The 1,976-nt window shown below is 45.1% G+C and carries 2 protein-coding genes; one reads left to right on the top strand and one right to left on the bottom strand.

Annotated features, from left to right (window positions below; genetic code table 11):
- Window positions 1-1,421, top strand: a 1,421-nt coding sequence (locus WBM49_RS10615) for a ComEC/Rec2 family competence protein (protein ID WP_424372025.1), incomplete at its 5' end; no start/stop codon positions are given.
- 4 nt (window positions 1,422-1,425) lie between these two features.
- Here WBM49_RS10615 and WBM49_RS10610 read toward each other — a convergent pair.
- On the bottom strand, window positions 1,426-1,976 hold a 551-nt coding region (locus tag WBM49_RS10610), incomplete at its 5' end, for an MFS transporter (RefSeq protein WP_424372024.1).

Genomic DNA, 1,976 nt, shown 5'->3' with positions numbered 1-1,976 from the left:
GAAAAGCGGCCGCTTTCAGGACCAACATTATCAGAGCATTGGAGAAAACCTCTCTGGGGAGGAATGAACTGGGTATTCTGCAAGCCATACTCCTGGGCCAAAGGAACAATCTGGATCCGGACATCTATGAAGATTATCAGCAGGCAGGTGCTGCACACATCCTGGCAGTATCCGGACTCCATATTGGCATTTTGTTGCTCTTACTACAGGCCCTGTTAAAACCTTTATTGGTCTTCCGGCACGGATCTCTTATGCGTATGAGCCTGATTATTATCACCCTCTGGGCATATGCCTTCTTTACAGGTCTGTCCCCATCTGTGGTCAGGGCTGTTACCATGTTCTCTTTTGTCTCCTATGCCCTTTTTTTAAATCGGCCCACCAGCATAGCTAATATCCTGGCCCTATCTGCCTTCGCTGTTTTACTCATCAACCCAATGTTTCTATTTCAGGTTGGATTTCAAATGAGTTATGCTGCGGTCTTTGCCATAGTCTGGATCTATCCTATCTTGCAAAAAATTTGGAATCCCCGTTTTTGGTTCCTCAAAAAAACCTGGCAACTTTTCTCCGTTAGTCTGGCTGCTCAGGCCGGAGTATTACCCATAAGTATCTACTATTTTAATCAGTTCCCTGGCCTCTTTTTTCTGTCTAACCTTTTAATTGTTCCCTTTTTGGGCATTATTCTTGGAATGGGAATCCTGGTAATCCTTCTGTCTATCTGTGATTTATTGCCTGTGATGGTGGCTCAGACCTACAATACCCTTCTTAAATCAATGAATACTGTAGTGAAGCTAATTGCGGACCAGGAGCAATTCTTGTTCAATAACCTATCTCTGGATGTCATTACAGTGATCTTCTGCTACCTCCTACTTTATTTTGTCGTAAGAGGCTTGGAATACAGGAACGCTCGGGCTGTGATAAAAATAGCTGTTTGTGTACTCACCATTCAGTCCTGGACCTTCTATAGAGCTTACTGTAGCTCCCAAAATGAACAACTTATGGTACTCCATAAAATGGCGGACACAGTTATTTTGCACCAAGAAGGGAGAAGGCTCCATGTGATGACATCAGATAGTACTAAAGTGAACCAACTTCTGAGTAACATTGCACTCAAAGAATTCCTGGGACCTGTGACCTATAGGGATGTTCCAAATGCCTTTACATTTAACGGGCAAACATGGATAGTAATAGATAGCAGCGGAGTTTTCCCGTCAAATACCGTGCAGTCCGCTGTTCTCCTACTTACACAATCGCCCCACATCCATTTAGATAGGTTACTTGCCCATTCAAAGCCGCAAATGGTGGTTGCAGATGGCAGTAATTATCGGGCAGATGTGGCCCGCTGGAAAAAGAGTTGTGAGTCATCCGGTCTTCCATTCCATGCTACCTCGGAAAAAGGTGCGTTTCGTCTCAGACCTGACTAAAGAGCTATCTAATACCGTGCATCATACGTTTCAGGGGTCTGTTCAGAACGATCGAAATCAAACCAAGAACTATACAGAGTACCGTAAAGATGAGGAAGAAGCTGCTCAAGGAATATTCAGCGGTGATCTGGTCTATCATTCCTCCAAGTTGCCCGGCCAGTTTCTGTCCGATCGCGATTGCCAGGTACCAGATACCAAACATAAATCCGATCATCCTGGGTGGAACCAATTTACTGAGATAAGAAAGCCCGACAGGAGAGACGCAAAGTTCGCCCATGGTGATCAGGAGATAGGCCAGGATCAAATAGATCATACTTACCGCTGCAGTGGCGGCACCCTGGGGAATGCTCAGGGTACCAAATACCAGTACGGCAAAACCCAGGCCTTGTAATATAAGACCTATGCCGTACTTGTGTGCCGCACTGGGGTTGTATTTACTTTCCCACCATCTGGAGAACAGAGGTGCCAGAGTTATGATAAAGAATGAATTTAGAATAGCGAACCAACTGGCCTCTACCTCATTCCCTTCCTGAGCGAATTTTTCATAGAGGCGAA

Source organism: Muriicola sp. (assembly GCF_049669965.1).
In the GTDB taxonomy this organism is placed as follows: Bacteria; Bacteroidota; Bacteroidia; order Flavobacteriales; family Flavobacteriaceae; genus Muriicola.
Note: the sequence above shows the minus strand (reverse complement) of the source record. Positions and strands in the feature narration are given on the sequence as shown.